Genomic DNA, 19,266 nt, shown 5'->3' with positions numbered 1-19,266 from the left:
CCCGTGCGGCTCGACCACGAGTTCACCGTTCCGGCACCCATCGACGAGGTGTGGAAGGCGGTCCTCGACCCCGAACGGGTCGCGCCCTGCATGCCCGGCGCCACGCTCAGCTCGGTGGAGGGCGACACGTTCAAGGGCACGGTGAAGGTCAAGCTCGGGCCGGTCTCCTTGCTGTACAAGGGTTCCGGCGAGTTCCTGGAGAAGGACGAGGCCGCCCGCAAGCTGGTGATGAAGGCCTCAGGCAAGGACGCAAGGGGCGCGGGCACCGCGGCGGCCACGGTCACCGTGACGCTCACGGCGGACGGCGACTCCACCAAGGGCGCCGTGGCCACCGACCTGAACGTCACCGGCCGGCCCGCGCAGTTCGGCCGGGGGATGATCTCGGAGGTCGGGGGCAAGATCCTCTACTCCTTCGCGGAGAACCTCGCAGGCGAGCTCGGCGCGAAGGGCGTCGAGACGACGCCCGGTGCGGGGGAGAAGCCGGCCGCCGAGACGGGTGCCGCCGCGGCGGCACCCGCGGCCGAGCCGGAGAAGCCGCGGCTGGAGAGTGTCAAGCCCGAGCGTGAGGCCGAGGCGATCGACCTGTTCGACTACGCGGGCGCGTCGGTCGCCAAGCGGCTCGCGCCGGCGGTGGCCGGCCTGGCGGCCGTCTTCGCGCTCATCGCGATCGTCCGCGCGCTGCGCCGCCGCTGACCGCGAGGCCCCCGCTCCGGCCCGCGAGTCCCCCGCTGGTGCCCTGGCGCGGTGGCCGTGGGTCGTTCGCTCGCGACAGGCGGATGCCCTAGCGGGGATTTCGCGTGCTCCAGTGCAGAACTCGCGGGCCTGAACGCGGGACTCGCGGGCTGGGGTGGGGACTCGCGGAGTGGGCCGGGCCACTCCGGGGAAGCGGGCTTCCGGCGATGCCGTTGTACCCGGTATGCGGGCGGATCACGAGGTCGACGTCGCCGTCATCGGCGCGGGTCAGGCCGGCCTGTCCGCCGCGTACTTCCTGCGCCGGGCCGGGCTGGCGGGCGGCTCCGGCTTCGTCGTGCTCGACCACGGCAAGCGCGCCGGTGGCGCCTGGCAGTACCGCTGGCCGTCGCTGCGGCTGGGCAAGGTGCACGGTATCCACGACCTGCCGGGCCTGGCGCTCGGTGACGCGGACGCCGACCGGCCCGCCGCCGAGGTGGTGTCCGACTACTTCGATCGCTACGAGCGCACGTTCGACCTCCCGGTGCGGCGCCCGGTGGACGTCCGGTCGGTGGGCCGTGCCGGCGACGGCCGGTTCCTGGTGGACAGCGATGCCGAATCGTGGGCGGCGCGCGGGATCATCAACGCGACCGGGACGTGGGACCGGCCGTTCCTGCCGCACTATCCCGGTCAGGAGACCTTCACCGGCCGCCAGCTGCACACCGCGAACTACACCGGCCGCGAGGAGTTCCGCGGCGGCCACGTCGTGGTGGTCGGCGGCGGCACGTCGGCCGTGCAGCTGCTGCTCGAGATCGCCGAGGTCGCCGCGGGAACCACCTGGGTGACCCGCAGGCCACCGGTGTTCCACGAGGGCGAGTTCACCCCCGAGTACGGCCGCACCGTGGTGGCCGAGGTGGACCGCCGCGTGCGCGCGGGCCTGCCGCCGCAGAGCGTGGTGGCAGCGACCGGGCTGATGAACACGCCGGAAGTCGAACGCGCCCGCGAGGCCGGCATCCTCGACCGCAGGCCGATGTTCGAGCGGATCACCCCGGACGGCATCGTCTGGCCGGACGGCACCGGGCAGCGCGCCGACGCCATCCTCTGGGCGACCGGTTTCCGCGCGGCGCTCGATCACCTCGCGCCGTTGCGGCTGCGCGAACCCGGTGGCGGCATCCGGATGGACGGGACGCGGGTGGTCGCCGAGCCGCGGCTGCACCTGGTGGGCTACGGCCCCTCGGCAAGCACCGTCGGCGCAAGCAGGGCGGGCCGCGACGCGGTCCGGGAGCTGCTGCGCGCGCTCTGAACGGGCACCGGCCTGCAGGTCGCGCTCACGGGAGGGCGAAAACCCGGCGCGCGTTGCCACCGAGGAAGAGGGCACGCCCCTCGTCGTCGAGTCCGAGCCGGTCGAGGTCGCGCAGGCAGCGCTCACCGGTGAGCATCGGGTAGTTCGTGCCGAAGAGCACCCGGGTGCGCCCGCGGCCCCGGAGGAACTCGACCAGCTCCGGCGGCAGCCGGTGCACGGTGTAGGCCGAGGTGTCGACGTAGAAGTTCGGGTACTTGGTGGCCAGTGACAGCACCTCGTGGATCCACGGATATCCGACGTGCCCGCCGACCACCACCAGCTCGGGGAAGTCGAGCAGTACCTCGTCCAGGTACGGGATCGGCCTGCCCGGTTCCGAGGGGCACAGTGGACCGGTGTGCCCGATCTGCGTGCAGAACGGCACTCCTGCCTCCACGCACGCCACGTACACCGGGTAGTACCGCCGGTCGTTCGGCGGCAGGTTCCACAGCCACGGCACCACCCGGACGGCGACGAAACCCAGCTCCCGTACGCAGCGGCGGACCTCCCGGACCGTGCCCATCGGGTCGGCCAGGTCCACCGTCGCCACACCGGAGAACCGTTCGGGACGGGCGGCCACGATCTCGGCCACCTCGTCATTGGAGATCAGCGATCCCGCCGGCGAGTGCCAGGCGCTCAGCAGGCCACGGGAGATCCCCGCCCGGTCCATCGCGGCGACGGTGCCGTCCAGCGGTGGGACCTCGCGCGGCAGGCCGGTCCAGCGCAGCAGGGTGTCCAGCCACGGCTGCGCCATGAACCGTTCGGTGGGCTGCTGCATCCACGCGTCGATGACGTCGTCAGGCATGAGTTCCTCCTTCGGCGGTGAGCAGGGTGCGTGCGGTACGGGCCACCATGTCGCCGGTGCGCGGCGGCGGTACGTCGCCCCTGCTCAGGTGGCGCCGCACGGCGGCATACGGCAGGTCGATCAGTACGAGCAGCAGCTCCTCGGTGCCGAGGCCGGTGCGCGGGCGCAGCTCGCGCAGGAGCCCGCGCAGGGCGTCCTCGAGCGCGCGGTCGGTCCGCTCCGCCGCCGCGCGGTCGTCGGCCGACCACGCCTCCTCGCCGAACGCCCGCTTTCCCGCGTAGAGCACCTGTGCCTCGTGGGGATGCTCGCGGCACCACCGCACCGTGTACGTGACGCTCGCGACCGCGGCCTCGATCGGCGCCCGCCCGGTCAGCGTCGCGAAGTAGCCCTCCTGGAACCGGCGGACCGTGCGCAGCCACACGGCCGCGAGCAGCGCGGGCCGGTCGGCGAAGCGGTGATACACCGAGCCGCTCGGCGCGCCAGCCTCGCGGGCGACGGCCGACATGGTCACGCCGCGCGCCCCGGCCGTGGCGAACAGCCGTATCGCGGCGTCCAGGAGATCGTCGGCGGTGTGTCTCGGCGGCCTGCCCATATTTTAGAGACTATGCTCTAATACTCCGATGGTCCACAACCTGCACGTCCGGCGGCTGCCGGGGAGCGAGGCCGGTTCGCTCATCGACACGCTCGCCGGGCCGGAGGACCGGCTGTGGCCGGCCGGGAGCTGGCCGCCGATGCGGTTCGACCGGCCGCTCGCCACCGGTGCGACCGGAGGGCACGGCCCGGTGCGTTACCGGGTGGAGTCGTACACGCCGGGGCGTTCGATCCGCTTCCGGTTCTCGGCGCCGCGTGGTTTCGACGGCTTCCACGAGTTCAGCACCGCGACTCCGGGGCCGGAGGCGACGGAGCTGCGGCATGTGCTGGTGCTGCGGTCGCGGTTCCCCGCGTGGATCACGTACCCGTTGTTCTGGCGTCCGCTGCACGACGCCCTGATCGAGGACTGCCTCGATCAGGCGGAACGGGCGGTGACCGGCGGTGTGCGCGCGCCGGCGCGGTGGCCGCCCTATGTGCGGCTGCTGCGCGGGCTCATCGGTCGCCGTGCGTCTCCGAGCCGGCGTTGAGCCGGGCGTGGTAGCGCCGGTGCGCCTCGTCGACGAGTGCGGAGTCGATCCACGCCACCGGTTCGATGTCCACGAGCAGCGGCTCGTTGTCGGGGCCGAAGTCGATCTGCCGTCCGGACAGCAGCCACGGGCGGGCGCCCTCGCGGACCTCGCGCAGGTACTGGCAGACGCGGCGAGCCAGCCAGTCCTCCAGCGGCAGGCTCCACCACCCCGGCGCGGGCAGCGGGTTCACGGCAAGGCCGGGCATCACGAGCCCGCTCTCGTGGTCGGTGCTCGGATGCCCGGCGTCCGCCTCGGGCCCGGGGGAGTAGCGCAGGTACGGCGCGACGCCCAGCGACGTGAGCTCGGTCAGCTCCCGCAGGGTGTGCACGGTGAACATCTCCGCGGCCATGCCGCACGGTTGCCCGGTCCGCGCCGGCCCAAACGCCGCTCAGTCGCGTTCCAGCTCGTGCTCCGCCCGCTGGATCGCGGCGAACTCCTCCTCCGGTGCGGCCGCCACGAGCCGGTGCCTGCTGTAGAACCAGAAGTACGCGAGTGCGGCGAGGAAGATGGCCGCCGTGATCGCCGCCGCGACCTCGTCGACGAAGAACGTGGCGATCACCGCCGCCACCGCGAGCACGAGCGCGGTCCCGGTCGTGGCGACCCCGCCCGGCGTGCGGTAGGGCCGTTCCAGGTTCGGCTCGCGGACCCGCAGCACGATGTGCGAGAGGTTCAGCAGCACGTAAGACACCGTGGCGCCGAACACGGCGATGTTGATCAGCAGTGCCCCGTCCTCCGTGGCCGCCGCCAGGATGAACCCGATGGTGCCGGGCACCAGCAGCGCCAGGTACGGCGTCTTGCGCTTGCCGGTACGCGACAGCCAGCGCGGCAGGTAGCCCGCCCTGGACAGCGCGAACAGCTGCCGGGAGTAGGCGTAGATGATCGAGAAGAAGCTCGCGACCAGCCCGGCCAGTCCGATGTAGTTGATGAACTGTGCCAGCAGGTTGTCGCCGCCGTAGGCCGCACGCACCGCCGCCGGCAGCGGGTTGTCCGACGTCGCGATCGCGCTCGATCCCGCCGCGCCCGGCGCGACGACGAGGATGAGCGCGGCGAACACCACGAGCGCGCCCATGCCGGCGATGATGCCGCGCGGCATGTCCTTTTTCGGGTTGCGCGCCTCCTCCGCCGCGAGCGGGACGCCCTCGATCGCCAGGAAGAACCAGATGCCGTACACGAGCGCGGCCAGCACGCCGGTGATGCCGAACGGCAGGAACGTGCTCGCGCCGACCGCGTCGGTGGGGACGATGTCGAAGAGCTTGTCGAACGAGAACTTCGGGATCATGCCCACCACGAAGGCCACCAGCGCGAGCACGGCGACGGCCGTGATCACGAACATGAGCCGCAGCGCCTCACCGACACCGCGCAGGTGGATCCCGATGAAGACGACGTAACAGGCGAGGAAGACCGGCCAGCTGCTGGTGAGCCCGAACAGGCCGAGCGTCTCGATGTAGCCGCCGATGAAGATGGCGATCGCGGCGGGCGCGATCGCGTACTCGATGAGGATCGCGATGCCGGTCGCGAAGCCGCCGAGTGGGCCGAGGGCGCGGCGGGCGAAGCCGTAGCCCGCGCCGGCCACCGGCATCGCCGAGGACATCTCCGCGAGGCCGAACACCATGCAGCCGTACATCACGGCCATCAGCACGGTGGCGATCAGCAGCCCGCCCCAGCCGCCCTGCTCCAGGCCGAAGTTCCAGCCGGCGAAGTCGCCGGAGATCACGTAGGAGACGCCGAGCCCGGCCAGCAGCAGCCAGCCCGCCGCCCCCCGTTTGAGCTGGCGCTCGCGCAGGTAGTTGTCGTCGACCTGGCTGTACTCGACGTGCTCTCTGTGTTCCGCCACGTTCCGGCTCCAGTTCGCTCGAAGGGCGCAATGGGTACTAGGCCAGTCCTTTGAGTGAGCCGAGGGTCATGCAGCCCACCAGCCTTGTCAAGGTCTGCGGCAGGATCGATGGGTAAATCTTGACGGTCCCGATGCCGGGTGTGAGGGTTGACAGAACGCGGCGTGGCCCGTAGCAATGAGAAACCAATGGATCAGAGTTAGTCCTTTGACTGATCCGGATGGCGCGGAAGGGTGTCCTGATGGGAAACAGCCGAGGCATGCTCACGCTCGACCAGCTGCGCGAGCTGGTCGAGGCGGGCACGGTGGACACCGTCCTCGTCGCGATGACCGACATGCAGGGCAGGTTGCAGGGCAAGCGCTGCGCGGCCGAGTACTTCCTCAACGAGGTCGTCTCGCACGCCACCGAGGCCTGCAACTACCTGCTCGCCGTCGACGTCGAGATGAACACCGTCGACGGCTTCGACATCTCGTCCTGGGAGCGCGGCTACGGCGACTGCGTGCTGCGCCCCGACCTGAGCACCCTGCGCCTCGTGCCCTGGCACGAGGGCACCGCGATGGTGCTCTGCGACATCGAGTGGGTGCAGGGCGGGGAGGTGTCCGTGTCGCCGCGGCAGGTCCTGCGCCGTCAGCTCGACCGGCTCGCCGAGCGCGGCCTCACCGCCCACGTCGGCACGGAGCTGGAGTTCATCGTGTTCGACGACTCCTACGAGGACGCGTGGCGGCGGGGCTACCGCGAGCTGGCGCCAGCCAACCAGTACAACGTGGACTACTCGATGCTCGGCACCGCCCGGCTGGAACCGCTGCTGCGGCGCATCCGCAACGCGATGGCCGGTGCGGGCATGTACGTCGAGTCGGTGAAGGGGGAGTGCAACCCGGGCCAGCACGAGATCGCCTTCCGCTACGCCGAGGCGCTCGCCACCTGCGACAACCACAGCATCTACAAGACCGGCGCGAAGGAGATCGCCGCCCAGGAGGGCAAGAGCCTCACGTTCATGGCCAAGTACAACGAGCGTGAGGGCAACTCCTGCCACATCCACATCAGCCTGCGCTCGGCCGACGGCGAGGCCGTGCTCGCGGGGGAGCGCCCGGGTGGCTTCTCGCCGCTGATGGAGCACTTCCTGGCCGGGCAGCTCGCGTGCCTGCGCGAGTTCACCTACCTGTTCGCGCCGAACATCAACTCCTACAAGCGGTTCGTGCCGGGCAGCTTCGCGCCGACGGCCGCCGCGTGGGGCACCGACAACCGCACGTGCGCGCTGCGCGTCGTCGGCCACGGCGAGTCGCTGCGGGTGGAGAACCGGGTGCCCGGCGGCGACGTCAACCCCTATCTCGCGGTGGCGGCGCTCGTCGCGGCCGGTCTGCACGGCATCGAGAACGAGCTGCCGCTGGAGCCGGAGTTCGCAGGCAACGCCTACGACTCCGGCAAGCCGACCGTGCCCGCGACGCTGCGGGACGCGGCGGAGCTGCTGGCCGAGAGCAAGATCGCCCGCAAGGCGTTCGGCGAAGACGTGGTGGAGCACTACCTCAACGCGGCGCGCATCGAGCAGGCCGCCTTCGACGCGGCGGTGACCGACTGGGAGCGCATCCGTGGCTTCGAACGCCTCTGAGCCCCTCGTGAGTGGGAAACCGAGTTCTAACCCGGTTTCCCACTCACGAGTCCCGGTCATCGGCATCTCCACCTACGTCGAGCGGGCGCGCTGGGGAGTGTGGGACACCGACGCCGTGCTGCTGCATAGGTCCTATGTGGACTGCGTGCTGCGCGCAGGGGGCACGCCGGTGCTGCTGCCCTCCGTCGGTGCCGGTACCGGCGCGCTGGCCGCGGTGGACGGGCTCGTGCTCGCCGGTGGTGCGGACGTGCAGCCGGGCCGGTACGGGCACGAACCGCATCCGCGGACGATCGCCCGGCCCGAGCGGGACGGCTTCGAGTTCGCGCTGCTCGATTCCGCGCTGGCCGGGGGAATACCCGTGCTCGGTGTCTGCCGGGGCATGGAGGTGCTCAACGTCGCGCTCGGTGGCACGCTCACCCAGCACCTGCCGGAGGTCACCGGCGGCACCGAGCACCAGCCCGCGCCCGGCAGCTACGGCACGACCGTCGTGCGGCTGGAGCGGGACAGCCGGGCGGGCGAGATCCTCGGCGCGGAGACGAAGTGCCGGTGCTACCACCACCAGGCGGTGGAACGGCTCGGCGAAGGGCTGCGGCCGGTCGGCTGGGCCGAGGACGGCACCGTGGAGGCGGTCGAGCTGCCCGGGGCGGCGTTCGTCCTCGGTGTGCAGTGGCATCCGGAACAGGACCCCGACGACGTGCGCCTGTTCGCGGCGCTCGTGGAGGAGGCGGCGAAGCAGTGACGGACCTGGCGTTCGACGTGATCAACCCGGCCACCGAGGAGGTGGTCCGCTCGGTGCCGCTCACCTCGGCCGAGGAGACGGACGCCGCCATCGAGCGGGCCAGGGCGGCACTGCCGTCGTGGCGGGCGGTGGCCCCCGGCGACCGGGCCAGGCTGCTGCGCCGCTTCGCCGACGCGGTGGACGCCGACATCGAGAACCTGGCGCGGCTGGAGGTCGCCAACTCCGGGCACACGATCGGCAACGCGCGCGGGGAGGCAGGCAATGTGCGCGACGTGCTGCACTACTACGCCGCCGCACCGGAACGCCTGATCGGCAAGCAGATCCCGGTGCCGGGCGGGGTTAACATCACCTTCGCCGAGCCGCTCGGCGTGGTCGGGGTGATCGTGCCGTGGAACTTCCCGATGCCGATCGCAGGCTGGGGGTTCGCGCCTGCGCTGGCCGCGGGCAACACGGTGGTGCTCAAACCGGCCGAGCTGACTCCGCTCACCGCGCTGCGCCTCGGCGAGCTCGCCCGCGAGGCGGGCATCCCGGAGGACGTCTTCCAGGTCCTGCCCGGCAAAGGGTCCGTGGTGGGGCAGCGCTTCGTCGACCACCCGGCGGTGCGCAAGGTCGTGTTCACCGGTTCGACCGAGGTCGGCAAGCGGATCATGGCCGGCTGCTCCGCGCAGGTCAAGCGCGTGACGCTCGAACTCGGCGGCAAGAACGCCAACATCGTCTTCGCCGACGCCGATCTGGAGCAGGCGGCGGCCACCGCGCCGTACGGCGTTTTCGACAACGCGGGCCAGGACTGCTGCGCCCGCTCCCGCATCCTCGTGCAGGGCTCCGTCTACGAGAGGTTCATGGAACTGCTGGAACCGGCCGTCCAGGGGGTCGTCGTCGGTGACCCCGGCGCCGAGAGCACCGAGATGGGACCGCTGATCTCCGCGGGACACCGGGAGAAGGTGGCCTCCTTCCTCCGGCCGGACTCACCGGTCGCCTTCCGTGGCAGCGCGCCGGACGGCGCCGGATTCTGGTTCCCGCCGACCGTCGTCACCCCGGACTCGCCTGCCGACCCGCTACTCACCGAGGAGGTCTTCGGCCCGATCGTGGCGGTGGTGCCGTTCGCCGACGAGGCCGAGGCGGTCGCGCTGGCCAACGACACCGACTACGGGCTCTCCGGCTCCATCTGGACCGCCGACGTGGGCCGGGCGCTGCGCGTCTCGCGCGGCGTCGAGGCGGGCAACCTCTCGGTCAACTCGCATTCGGCGGTGCGTTACTGGACGCCGTTCGGCGGGTTCAAGCAGTCCGGTCTCGGCCGGGAGCTGGGTCCGGATGCCGTCGAGGCGTTCACCGAGACGAAGAACGTGTTCATCAGCACGGAGGGGAAGTAGATGACGGGCAAGCGTTTGCAGGACCGGGTCGCGGTCGTCACCGGGGGCGGCAGCGGCATCGGGCTCGCCTCGGTTCGCAGGCTCGCGAGCGAGGGTGCCCGGATCGTCATCGGCGATGTCGACGTGGCGGCGGGCAAGGCCGCAGCCGAGGAGGCGGGCGGCGAGTTCGTGCAGGCCGACGTCACCAGCGAGAGCGAGGTGGAGGCGCTGTTCCAGGCCGCGGCCGACCGCTACGGCTCGGTCGACATCGCGTTCAACAACGCCGGGATCTCGCCACCGGAGGACGACTCGATCCTGACCACCGGGCTCGACGCCTGGCGCAAGGTGCAGGAGGTCAATCTCACGTCGGTGTATCTCTGCTGCAAGTACGCGATCCCGCACATGCGGCGCCAGGGGCGGGGCTCGATCATCAACACCGCGTCGTTCGTGGCGGTGATGGGCGCGGCGACCTCGCAGATCTCCTACACCGCGTCCAAGGGCGGCGTGCTCTCGATGAGCCGCGAGCTCGGCGTGCAGTTCGCTCGTGAGGGCATCCGGGTGAACGCGCTGTGCCCCGGACCGGTCAACACACCCCTGCTGGAGGAGCTGTTCGCGAAGGATCCGGAGCGGGCGCAGCGCCGCCTGGTGCACGTGCCGATGGGCCGTTTCGCCGAGCCCGAGGAGATCGCCGCGGCGGTCGCATTCCTCGCCAGTGACGACGCGTCGTTCATCACGGCGTCGCAGTTCCTGGTAGACGGAGGCATCTCCGGCGCGTACGTTACTCCCCTATAATCGAATACCGCGGCCGTATGAGCCGGAGCGGGAGAGCCCCCGCACGATCGGCGGGGCACCGAAGGAGCAAACTCCCCGGAATCTCTCAGGTACAGCTACCGCTTTCGGCAAGGCCACTCTGGAAAGTAGGCCCGCCCGGGCCTCACCCAAGGTGAAAGCCGTGCTCGCGCATGGTGAAACTCTCAGGTGCCATGACAGAGGGGGAGTTCCGAGACGCGGACGGGCATGCCCGCCGCAACGCGACGTAGGAGCTCCTCATGACTTCTTCTTTCGCATCGCGTCACATCGGCCCGACCGAGCCCGAACAGGCCAAGATGCTGGCGGAGTGCGGCTACGGCAGCCTCGATGCGCTGGTCGAGGCCGCGGTGCCCACGGCGATCCGGACGAACGGCGAACTGGACCTGCCGCCCGCCGCCTCCGAGGAGGAGGCCACCGCGGAGCTGCGGGCGTTGGCGGGGCGCAACCGGCCGATGACGCAGATGATCGGTCTGGGCTACCACGACACGGTCACTCCGGCGGTGATCCGGCGCAACGTGCTGGAGAACCCGGCCTGGTACACCGCCTACACGCCGTACCAGCCGGAGATCTCGCAGGGCAGGCTGGAGGCGCTGCTCAACTTCCAGACGATGGTCGCCGACCTCACCGGCCTGACCACGGCGAACGCCTCGCTGCTCGACGAGTCGACCGCCGTGGCGGAGGCCGTACTGCTCATGCGGCGCGTGTCCCGGTCGAAGTCCTCCCGGGTGGTGCTGGACGCCGAGTGCCTGCCGCAGACCGTGGCCGTGGTGCGCACCAGGGCCGAGGCGGTGGGCATCGACGTCGACGTCCGCGACCTGGCAGGCGGCCTGCCCGGCGACGGCTGCTTCGGGGTGGTCGTGCAGTACCCCGGGGCGTCGGGCGTGCTGCGCGAGCCGGACTTCTACTCCCGCGTCGGCGAGGCCGCGAAGGAGGCGGGCGCGCTGTACTGCGTGGCCGCCGACCTGCTCGCGCTGACCCTGGTGACCCCGCCCGGCGAGTTCGGTGCCGACCTCGCGGCGGGGAGCACGCAGCGTTTCGGCGTGCCGCTCGGGTACGGCGGCCCGCACGCGGGCTACCTGTCCGTGCGGGCCGGGCTGGAGCGCTCGCTGCCCGGCCGCCTCGTCGGGGTCTCGGTGGACGCCGGTGGCGCGCCCGCGTACCGGCTCGCGTTGCAGACCAGGGAACAGCACATCAGGCGGGAGAAGGCGACCAGCAACATCTGCACCGCGCAGGTGCTGCCCGCGGTGCTGGCCGCGATGTACGCCGTCTACCACGGGCCGGACGGGCTGAAGGCGATCGCCGAGCGGGTGCACGGGCTCGCGGCCGGGCTCGCCGCAGCGCTGCGCTCCGGCGGCGTCGAGGTGGTGCACGACGGGTTCTTCGACACCGTGCTCGCGCGGGTGCCGGGCCGGGCCGGGGCCGTGGTCGCCGCGGCCCGCGCGGACGGCGTCAACCTCGGCTTCGCCGATGCCGATCACGTGCGGGTGGCCTGCGACGAGGTGACCCGCCCGGAGACGTTGCGCCCCGTTCTCACGGCCTTCGGCGTGTCCGCGTCCCCCGCACACGTGTCGGCGTCACGCGACGCCGAGACGCGTGCACGGAGCGCGGACACGGCGCTGCCCGCGGGCCTGATCCGCGACGGCGGCTACCTCGCGCACGAGGTGTTCCACGAGCACCGCTCCGAGACGGCGATGCTGCGCTACCTGCGGCGCCTCGCCGACCTCGACTACGCGCTCGACCGCGGGATGATCCCGCTGGGCTCGTGCACGATGAAGCTCAACGCGACCACCGAGATGGAACCCGTCAGCTGGGCGGAGTTCGCCGGGCTGCACCCGTTCGCGCCCGCCGAGGACGCCGCCGGGTACCGGGAGCTGATCGACCAGCTGTGCACCTGGCTGGCCGAGGTGACCGGCTACGACGAGGTGTCGTTGCAGCCCAACGCCGGAAGCCAGGGCGAGCTGGCCGGGCTGCTGGCGATCCGCGCCTACCACCGCGCGAACGGGCAGCCCGAGCGGGACGTGTGCCTGATCCCGTCGTCGGCGCACGGCACCAACGCGGCGTCGGCGGTGCTCGCCGGCATGCGCGTGGTGGTCGTCGCCTGCACGGCCGCGGGCAACGTCGACCTCGACGACCTGCGCGCCAAGGTGGCCGAGCACGCCACGACGCTCTCCGCCATCATGGTCACCTACCCGTCGACGCACGGTGTCTACGAGACCGACTTCGCCGAGCTCGCGCGGATCGTGCACGAGGGCGGCGGCCAGGTCTACGTCGACGGCGCGAACCTCAACGCGCTGCTCGGGCTCGCCAAGCCCGGCGAGTTCGGCGGCGACGTCTCGCATCTGAACCTGCACAAGACGTTCTGCATCCCGCACGGGGGCGGTGGTCCCGGCGTCGGCCCGGTGGCGGTGCGCTCTCATCTGGCGGCGTACCTGCCGAACCACCCGCTGCTGCCGGGTGCCGGACCGGACACCGGGATCGGCCCGATCGCGGGCGCCCCGTTCGGTTCGGCGTCGATCCTGCCGATCTCGTGGGCCTACGTGCGGATGATGGGCGCGGCGGGCCTGACCGCCGCGACGCAGGTGGCGGTGCTGGCGGCGAACTACGTGGCCGCCCGGCTCGGTCCGCACTACCCGGTGCTCTACACCGGGCAGAACGGCCTGGTCGCGCACGAGTGCATCCTGGACCTGCGCGGGCTGACGAAGCAGACCGGCGTCACCGTCGAGGATGTCGCGAAGCGGCTGATCGACCACGGGCTGCACGCGCCGACGATGTCGTTCCCGGTGGCAGGCACGCTGATGGTCGAGCCGACGGAGAGCGAGGACCTCGGCGAGATCGACCGGTTCTGCGACGCGATGATCGCCATCCGCCGGGAGATCGACGACGTGGCCGCCGGGCACCGGCCGGTCGAGGACAGCCCGCTGCGGGGCGCGCCGCACACGGCGGAGCAACTCGCCGGTGACTGGGACCTGCCCTACGATCGCAGGCTCGCGGTGTACCCGGCAGGCACGACCGCCAGGGGCAAGTACTGGCCGCCGGTGCGGCGCATCGACGGGGCGCACGGGGACCGCAACCTCGTCTGCTCCTGCCCGCCGCCCGCGTCCTACGAAAGCTGAGAGACGATGAAGACTCCACTGCACGAGACGCATGCCGCGCTCGGCGCGTCGTTCACCGACTTCGCCGGCTGGGAGATGCCGGTGCGCTACTCCAGCGAGCTGGCCGAGCACCGTGCCGTCCGCGAGACGGCCGGGCTGTTCGACCTCTCGCACATGGGCGAGATCGAGCTCACCGGCCCCGGCGCGGCCGCGGCGCTGGACTACGCGCTGGTCGGCAGGCTCTCCGCCGTCAAGGTCGGCCGTGCCCGGTACACGATGATGTGCGACGCCGACGGCGGGGTGCTGGACGACCTGGTCGTCTACCGGCTGGACGAGGAGCGCTACCTCGTGGTCGCCAACGCGGGCAACGCCGCCGTGGTCGCCCGCGAGCTGGTCACGCGGGCGCGGGAGTTCGAAACGGAGGTCACCGACCGCTCGGCGGAGACCGCGCTGATCGCCGTCCAGGGGCCGCAGTCGGCGGCCGTCGTCGGCGCGGTGGCCGACGCCGATCTCACGGAGCTGAAGTACTACGCGGGCGTTCCGGCGACCGTCGCCGGTCACCGGCTGCTGCTCGCGCGTACCGGCTACACCGGGGAGGACGGCTTCGAGCTTTTCGTCGCGGCCGATGCGGCCCCGGAGGTGTGGCGGGTGCTCACCGAGGCGGGCGAGCCGCACGGCCTGCTGCCCGCCGGGCTCGCGTGCCGCGACACGCTGCGCCTGGAGGCCGGGATGCCGCTGTACGGCAACGAGCTGGGCCGGGAGCTGACGCCGTTCCACGCGAACCTGGGCCGGGTGGTGAAGCTCGACAAGCCGGGCGACTTCGTCGGCAGGGCGGCCCTGGAGAAGGTGGGGGAGCCCGACCGCGTGCTGGTCGGCCTGCGCGGTAGCGGCAGGCGTGCCCCCCGCTACGGCTACCGGGTCCTGCACGGCGACGCTGTCGTCGGCGAGGTGACCAGCGGCGCGCTTTCGCCGACCCTCGGCCACCCGGTCGCGATGGCCTACGTCCCGCCGGAACTGCGTGAGCCCGGCACGTCGCTCGCGGTGGACATCCGTGGCCGGGTCGAGCCGGTCGAGGTCGTCGCCCTGCCGTTCTACCAGCGCTGAACCCGAAAGGCCGGACTCCGATGAGCATTCCCGAGAAACTGAGCTACACCAAGGAACACGAGTGGGTCCACCTCGCCGACGGAGTCGCCACCGTGGGCATCACCGCCTTCGCCGCCGAGTCGCTCGGCGACGTGGTCTTCGTACAGCTGCCTTCTGTGGGTGAGACGATCACCGCGGGTGAGGTGTGCGGAGAGATCGAGTCGACCAAGTCGGTCAGCGAGCTGTTCGCGCCGGCCGGGGGCACGGTCACCGAGGTCAATGAGACCACAGTGGATAGTCCCGAGATCGTGAACTCCGATCCCTACGACAAGGGCTGGTTGTTCCGCGTGCGTACCGACACCGTGCCGGAGCTGCTGGACGCCACCGCCTACGCCGCACTGATCCAGGAGGACTGAATGAACTCGTTCGACGCCGATCTGTCCACTGTCGACCCCGAGGTCGCCGACGCGGTCGCCGCGGAGCTGAACCGCCAGCAGTCGACCCTGGAGATGATCGCCTCGGAGAACTTCGCGCCGGTCAGCGTCCTCGAAGCGCAGGGCTCGGTGCTGACCAACAAGTACGCCGAGGGCTACCCGGGCCGCCGCTACTACGGTGGCTGTGAGCACGTCGACGTCGTGGAGAACCTGGCGATCGAGCGGGCCAAGCGGCTCTTCGGTGCCGAGCACGCGAACGTGCAGCCGCACTCCGGCGCGCAGGCCAACGCGGCCGCGATGGTGGCGCTGCTCCAGCCAGGGGACACCATCCTCGGGCTCGACCTCGCGCACGGCGGGCACCTGACGCACGGCATGCGGCTCAACTTCTCCGGCAAGCTCTACAACGTCGCCGCCTACCATGTCGACAAGGAGACCGGCCGGATCGACATGGCCGAGGTCGAGCGGCTCGCCCACGAGCACCGGCCGAAGCTGATCATCGCAGGCTGGTCGGCCTACCCCCGGCAACTCGACTTCGCCGAGTTCCGGCGCATCGCGGACGCGGTGGACGCCAAGCTGATGGTCGACATGGCGCACTTCGCCGGGCTGGTCGCCGCGGGGCTGCACCCGAACCCGGTGCCGCACGCCGACGTCGTGACCACCACGACGCACAAGACGCTCGGCGGGCCGCGCGGCGGCATCATCCTGTGCCGTGAGGAGTACGCGAAGAAGATCAACTCAGCGGTCTTCCCCGGCCAGCAGGGCGGGCCGCTGGAGCACGTGATCGCCGCGAAGGCGGTCGCGCTGAAAATCGCCGCGGGCGAGGAGTTCCGCGAGCGGCAGCAGCGCGTGCTCGACGGTGCGAAGACCCTCGCCGCGAGACTGTCCCATCCGGACTGCGTCGCGGAGGGCGTGCGGGTGCTCACCGGCGGCACGGACGTGCACCTAGTGCTTGTCGATCTCGTGGAGTCCACCTTGGACGGCAAGCAGGCCGAGGACCGGCTGCACTCGATCGGGATCACGGTGAACCGCAACGCGGTCCCGTTCGACCCGCGCCCGCCGATGGTGACGTCGGGGTTGCGGATCGGCACCCCGGCGCTGGCCGCGCGCGGGTTCGGCACCGAGGACTTCACCGAGATCGCCGACATCATCGCGCTGGCCCTGCGCCCGGAGCTCGACGAGGCGACCCAGCACGACCTGCGCTCGCGGGTCGACCTGCTCGCCAAGCGCCACCCCCTCTACGCCGGCCGCTCGTGAGTGCATAGGCGAGTTAGAACTCGCGTGGCCACTCACGAGGGTGTGCGGGTCCGGCGGCTCTACACTCGGCGTGAGTAGCCCGGAACGCGAGGAGGCCCCGTGAGCGCTCAGCCCCACCGGGAGGCGGAGCCGGCCCCGATGGCTCCGGCCAGCGGGGTGAGCGCGGGCGAGGCGCTCTTCCGCCCGGTGCGGGCCGGCAACGCCTTCGAGGAGACCGTGGAGCGCCTGCTGCAGGCCGTGCGGCTCGGGGTCGTCGGCGCCGGGGAGCGGCTGCCCGCCGAGCGGGAGCTCGCCGAGCGGCTCGGCGTCAGCAGGGTCACCCTGCGCGAGGCGATCCGCGCGCTCGCCGATGCCGGTTACGTCGAGTCCCGGCGGGGCCGCTACGGCGGCACGTTCGTCAACGAGAGCCTGCCCGCGCCGCGCAAAGCCGGGCGCGCCAAGGCCCCCGGCATGCTCGACGACACGCTGAGCCTGCGGCACGTGCTGGAGACCGGGGCCGCGGAGGTGGCCGCGGCGCGATCGTTGTCACCGGCCGACCGGCGGCACCTGACGAGCACGCTCGCCGAGGCGTCCGCGGCGGACGTGGACGACTACCGGCGCCGTGACTCCCGGCTGCACCTGGCGATCGCGGAGGTCACCGCGTCGGCGTCGCTGACCTCCGCGATCGCCGACGTGCGGATGCGGATCAACCAGCTGCTCGACGAGATACCGCTGCTGGAGCCCAACCTCGACCATTCGAACGCCCAGCACGCGGCGATCGTGGAGGCGATCCTGGCCGGCGACCCGGCCGCGGCGCGCGGGGCGATGGCCGAGCACGTCGAGGGCACCGCATCCCTGCTGCGCGGCTTCCTCGAGTAGCGGCGCCCGCCGCCGGTGCGGCGCGGCGTGTACGGACCGCTGTTCTTCCCCGATGCGGAGCGCGCCTCAGCCGGTGACGAGCGCGATGGCCAGCCCGTCGTAGCCCTTGGTGCCCACCGTCTGCAGCGCCGTCGTGTCCACCCTCGGCTCCGCGGCCATCAGCTCGATCATGTGCTGGACACCGCGCACAGCCGGGTCCTCGCTGTTCCGGTCGGCGACCTCGCCGCGGCGGACGACGTTGTCGACCACGATCACGCTGCCCGGGCGCGTCAGCTCCAGCGCCCACCGGAAGTACTCGGGGTTGCCCGGCTTGTCCGCGTCGACGAAGACCAGGTCGAACAGGCCCTCGCCGCGCAGCTGCGGCAGGCTGTCCAGGGCGCGGCCCACGCGGATGTCGACGACCCCGGACAGGCCCGCGTGGTCGATGTTGCGGCGGGCCACGTCGGCGTGCTTCGGGTCGGCCTCCAGCGTCACGAGCCGCCCGTCGGCGGGCAGCGCTCGGCCGAGCCAGATCGTGCTGTACCCGCCGAGCGTGCCGATCTCCAGGATCGACCTCGCGCGGGCTATGCGCGCGAGCAGGTACAGCAGCTTGCCCTGGTTGGGGGCAACGGCGATGGCAGGTAGCCCCGCGTCGGCGCTGGCCTCCTGCGCCGTGTCGAGCGCGGCGTCCGGTGGCACGAGGTGGCTGCTGAAGTAGTCGTCGACCGCGGTCCAGGTTTCCTGCGTCATGCGTCCTGAGCCTAGCCGTGCCAGTCCGCCGACCGGACGGCCACGTGGCCGACGCCGGGCAGTTCGAAGGGCAGCTGCCGCGTCCGCTTCGTGCGGGTGTCGACGGCGAGCAGTCCGTCCGGCCCGCCGGGTAGGAAGAGCCAGCGGCCGTCCGGCGAGAACACCAGGCTCGTGCCGGGATCGAGTGCCCTCGGCGTCCCGATCCGGTGATCGCGCCCTGAGGCGAGGTCCACCAGCGTGACCGCGCCGGAGCCTGCCGGGCCGCCCGGCACGTAGGCGGCGAAGGCCCCGTCGGGCGAAACGGGACCTGCCGCGCCGATCGCGGCGGCGGTGCTGCCGGGCAGCACGCGCCGGTCGCCGGTGGCCCGGTCGACCACGACCCGGGAGCAGCGCGCCCGGTCGTCACACTCCACGAGCAGATAGCGCGTCGGGCCCGCCGCGAGAAGGGCACCGGTCGTGACGCGATGCAGGCCGTCCGGCCGGGCGAGGTACGTCCCGTCGGTGAAGTTGCCGAGCACGTGCCCGGTGCCGTCCGCGCCCTGCGGCCAGAAGTGGCCGTCGGCGGGCACGGGGACGCGGGAACCCGCCGGCTCGCCGTCGAGCGTCACCAGGGACAGGTCGTTGCGGTCGTGCTCCTGCGCCTGTACCCACATCGTCCCCGGTTCCGGACCGGGATAGGCATGGCCGCCGTGCCGGGCCTCGACGGGCAGCTCCCGCGGCGGTTCGCCGTCCGGGACGAGGTAGCCGGACACGTGGTCGTTGGGATGAACGAGTGCGCTGTCCGGGCCCACGACGAGGAAGGCAGGCCCGGTGGTGTTCAGGCCGGGCAGCCTCGTGCGCGTGACCCGGCCCTCGGCGAGCTCCACCCGGATCAGCTGGCCCTCGCCGTGGGCGAACAGTTCCCAGCCTGCCGTCACCCCGAGCAGCCGCGGTCCGGCATTCGTGACCTCGACGGGGGGCGGCGCGGCCGTGGTCAGCCCCGGCGCGGCCGGGGAACTCGGCGCAGGCGTCTCCTCGCCGACGTTCTCACCGCCGGTGGTCGTCACGAAGACAGCCGCGACGGCGACTGCGAGGACGAGCGGCAGCCAGGGCAGCCACCGTCGGCGGCCCGCCCGGGCGGCCCGCACCGCGTCGCCTTTCCCGGCCGGGTTCTCGTCGACGGCACGGACATAGCTCGGTTCGGGCGACCATGCGGTGCTGGCCGCATCGGGCTGCCACAGCCGGACGGGGTTGCCTTCGGGGTCGTGCAGGGTGGCCGAGCGGCCGTCCGGGTCGGTGTCCACGGTGGTTCCGGTGCCGCGTAGCGCGGCGACGGTGGCGGTGAGGTCGGGTGTGCGGAAGGTGAGTGCCCAGCCGCGCGGGCCGGTGGCGGCCGCGGTGAAGGTGGTGCGACCGTCCGGTCGTGGTTCCCGGGCACTGTCGCCCGTGCCGGCGTCCACGCCGAGCCGCTCGGTGTACCAGCGGCTCAGCTCCTCCGGATCGTCGGCCCGGAGCAGCACCTCGCCGA

At 71.9% G+C, this 19,266-nt stretch carries 18 protein-coding genes and 1 riboswitch; of the genes, 12 read left to right on the top strand and 6 right to left on the bottom strand.

From position 1 onward, the window contains the following. Positions 1–3: 3 nt before the first annotated feature. Both JAP66_RS30545 and JAP66_RS30540 read left to right on the top strand, forming a co-directional pair. A complete protein-coding gene (locus tag JAP66_RS30545; RefSeq protein WP_199435345.1) occupies positions 4–693 on the top strand; it encodes an SRPBCC family protein in 690 nt (229 codons plus the stop codon). A 223-nt stretch (positions 694–916) separates the two neighbouring features. Continuing rightward, a complete protein-coding gene (locus JAP66_RS30540; protein ID WP_199435344.1) occupies positions 917–1,972 on the top strand; it encodes an NAD(P)-binding domain-containing protein in 1,056 nt (351 codons plus the stop codon). Positions 1,973–1,997: 25 nt separating this feature from the next. Here JAP66_RS30540 and JAP66_RS30535 read toward each other — a convergent pair whose 3' ends face one another. Next, entirely contained in the window at positions 1,998–2,813 is an 816-nt protein-coding gene (locus JAP66_RS30535) for an amidohydrolase family protein (RefSeq protein ID WP_199435343.1), read from the bottom strand. Continuing rightward, positions 2,806–3,405, bottom strand: a complete 600-nt coding sequence (locus tag JAP66_RS30530; RefSeq protein ID WP_199435342.1) for a TetR/AcrR family transcriptional regulator — start codon at positions 3,403–3,405, stop codon at positions 2,806–2,808. The genes JAP66_RS30535 and JAP66_RS30530 overlap by 8 nt, the downstream gene beginning before the upstream one ends. A 28-nt stretch (positions 3,406–3,433) precedes the next feature. Here JAP66_RS30530 and JAP66_RS30525 point away from each other — a divergent pair, with 28 nt between their 5' ends. Then, positions 3,434–3,931: an SRPBCC family protein gene (locus JAP66_RS30525; protein WP_199435341.1), complete on the top strand. Its 498-nt coding sequence runs from the start codon at positions 3,434–3,436 to the stop codon at positions 3,929–3,931. Here the strand turns inward: JAP66_RS30525 and JAP66_RS30520 are convergent. Both JAP66_RS30520 and eat read right to left on the bottom strand, forming a co-directional pair. Continuing rightward, positions 3,897–4,322: a DUF6098 family protein gene (locus tag JAP66_RS30520; RefSeq protein ID WP_199435340.1), complete on the bottom strand. Its 426-nt coding sequence runs from the start codon at positions 4,320–4,322 to the stop codon at positions 3,897–3,899. The genes JAP66_RS30525 and JAP66_RS30520 overlap by 35 nt on opposite strands. A gap of 39 nt (positions 4,323–4,361) precedes the next feature. Next, on the bottom strand, positions 4,362–5,807 hold the full coding sequence (eat, locus tag JAP66_RS30515) for an ethanolamine permease (RefSeq protein WP_199435339.1): 1,446 nt from the start codon (positions 5,805–5,807) through the stop codon (positions 4,362–4,364). Positions 5,808–6,046: 239 nt separating this feature from the next. On the opposite strand from eat, the gene JAP66_RS30510 reads away from it, so the two are divergent. The 9 genes from JAP66_RS30510 (at position 6,047) to JAP66_RS30470 (ending at position 17,030) form a co-directional block, all read left to right on the top strand. Further along, complete coding sequence (locus tag JAP66_RS30510; RefSeq protein ID WP_210770805.1) at positions 6,047–7,411, top strand: glutamine synthetase family protein; 1,365 nt, start codon at positions 6,047–6,049, stop codon at positions 7,409–7,411. A 7-nt stretch (positions 7,412–7,418) separates the two neighbouring features. After that, on the top strand, positions 7,419–8,150 hold the full coding sequence (locus JAP66_RS30505) for a gamma-glutamyl-gamma-aminobutyrate hydrolase family protein (protein ID WP_199435338.1): 732 nt from the start codon (positions 7,419–7,421) through the stop codon (positions 8,148–8,150). After that, a complete protein-coding gene (locus tag JAP66_RS30500) occupies positions 8,147–9,520 on the top strand; it encodes an aldehyde dehydrogenase family protein (protein ID WP_199435337.1) in 1,374 nt (457 codons plus the stop codon). Before JAP66_RS30505 ends, JAP66_RS30500 begins: the two co-directional genes overlap by 4 nt. After that, entirely contained in the window at positions 9,521–10,291 is a 771-nt protein-coding gene (locus JAP66_RS30495) for a 3-oxoacyl-ACP reductase (protein ID WP_199435336.1), read from the top strand. Positions 10,292–10,399: 108 nt separating this feature from the next. Further along, positions 10,400–10,499, top strand: a riboswitch (glycine riboswitch). A 49-nt stretch (positions 10,500–10,548) separates the two neighbouring features. Then, positions 10,549–13,422, top strand: coding sequence for an aminomethyl-transferring glycine dehydrogenase (gene gcvP / locus JAP66_RS30490; protein WP_199435335.1), 2,874 nt, complete (start codon positions 10,549–10,551; stop codon positions 13,420–13,422). A 6-nt stretch (positions 13,423–13,428) separates the two neighbouring features. Beyond that, positions 13,429–14,505, top strand: coding sequence for a glycine cleavage system aminomethyltransferase GcvT (gene gcvT / locus JAP66_RS30485; RefSeq protein ID WP_199435334.1), 1,077 nt, complete (start codon positions 13,429–13,431; stop codon positions 14,503–14,505). Positions 14,506–14,525: 20 nt separating this feature from the next. Continuing rightward, a complete protein-coding gene (gene gcvH, locus JAP66_RS30480) occupies positions 14,526–14,900 on the top strand; it encodes a glycine cleavage system protein GcvH (protein WP_199435333.1) in 375 nt (124 codons plus the stop codon). Further along, complete coding sequence (gene glyA / locus JAP66_RS30475) at positions 14,901–16,172, top strand: serine hydroxymethyltransferase (protein WP_199435332.1); 1,272 nt, start codon at positions 14,901–14,903, stop codon at positions 16,170–16,172. 138 nt (positions 16,173–16,310) lie between these two features. Beyond that, the gene (locus tag JAP66_RS30470; RefSeq protein ID WP_199435377.1) at positions 16,311–17,030 is read left to right on the top strand and encodes a FadR/GntR family transcriptional regulator; all 720 of its coding nucleotides are present in this window, start codon (positions 16,311–16,313) and stop codon (positions 17,028–17,030) included. 66 nt (positions 17,031–17,096) lie between these two features. On the opposite strand, the gene JAP66_RS30465 is transcribed toward JAP66_RS30470, so the two are convergent. Together JAP66_RS30465 and JAP66_RS30460 are read right to left on the bottom strand one after the other, a co-directional pair. Further along, entirely contained in the window at positions 17,097–17,759 is a 663-nt protein-coding gene (locus JAP66_RS30465; protein WP_199435331.1) for an O-methyltransferase, read from the bottom strand. A gap of 11 nt (positions 17,760–17,770) precedes the next feature. Beyond that, the coding region (locus JAP66_RS30460) for a VOC family protein (RefSeq protein WP_199435330.1) at positions 17,771–19,266 on the bottom strand (1,496 nt) is incomplete at its 5' end.

This window comes from Qaidamihabitans albus, from assembly GCF_016464705.1.
Classification (GTDB): domain Bacteria; phylum Actinomycetota; class Actinomycetes; order Mycobacteriales; family Pseudonocardiaceae; genus Qaidamihabitans; species Qaidamihabitans albus.
The sequence above is the reverse complement of the archived record's forward strand: the minus strand, read 5'-3'. Positions and strand labels throughout refer to the sequence as shown.